Source organism: Parendozoicomonas sp. Alg238-R29 (genome assembly GCF_947331445.1).
Taxonomy (GTDB): Bacteria; Pseudomonadota; Gammaproteobacteria; order Pseudomonadales; family Endozoicomonadaceae; genus Sansalvadorimonas.
In genome coordinates, this window is record NZ_CAMZOG010000237.1 from 1 (window position 1) to 934 (window position 934).

At 47.9% G+C, this 934-nt stretch carries 1 protein-coding gene; it reads right to left on the reverse strand.

The window, feature by feature from the left end; genetic code table 11:
* The coding region (locus tag QMA35_RS21830) for an ISAs1 family transposase (protein WP_281649238.1) at positions 1–934 on the reverse strand (934 nt) is incomplete at both ends.

Consider the following 934-nt stretch of genomic DNA (forward strand, 5'->3'; position numbering starts at 1 on the left):
GTTCTCAGCACTATTTCCCGCTTTAGCCTGGCAAGCATCTTCGGAGAACGAAACATCCAGTACCCAGTGCAGGTTATTTTCGACAGCCCAGTGCTGGCGGCTAATATTTAGAACTTCTAAAGCCGATAGCGTTTTACTCATAATGTAAAAGCGCAGAGCAGTTGTGACTTTGCCATTGATTTGTCGATCACTCTGGACAACAGCCACTTGCTTGAGCCCCGGCCACTTGTGTGCAGTACGCAATGTACCGAGATCATTCATAACCCAGCAGCAACGGTGCTCTTTACGCCCATGACCAACGGTTTGAGACTCTGCAAATTGTCCTGGCTGAGACTGTTTTTCTGTCGCCTCAAATAATGAAGCAATGTCGTTATATAAGGTTTTCTGATTCCCTTTCACGGCCAGTACGTAGTCAGCCTCTTGTTTGACGCACTCTTCTGCCACTTTAGTCTGACAGCCCATGGCATCAAGAGTAATCAAACACCCCTTGAGCTCCAGAGCTTTCAGGAGTTTAGGGATAGCTGTAATTTCATTCGACTTTTGATCAACGCGCTCTTGACCAAGAACGAGGCCAAGTTGGTTGCTCCATGCACTGACCAGGTGCACAGCTTTCTTTCCCTGACTTTTAGAACCACGAATCGCTTTACCATCAATCGCCAGATGGTGACAGCCTGAAAGCTCCGTTAATGTTTGTTTCACCCAACCGGTAAAGCAAGCTTCAAAAGCAGCAGGGTCAAGTAAACTGAAGACTCTGCGAAACGTGTATTTGGACGGTATACCGCAGGGCAGTTCCAGAAAGGTGCGAAACCAATCTTCCTTACATGTACCAAAATCAGCTATGTCCTCCCACTCATCAGCCCCGCAAATCATTGCGCAGACGGCGATGACAAGAATATCGAGAAGATTATGGTCGCACATGCCTTCGCAGCGAGGG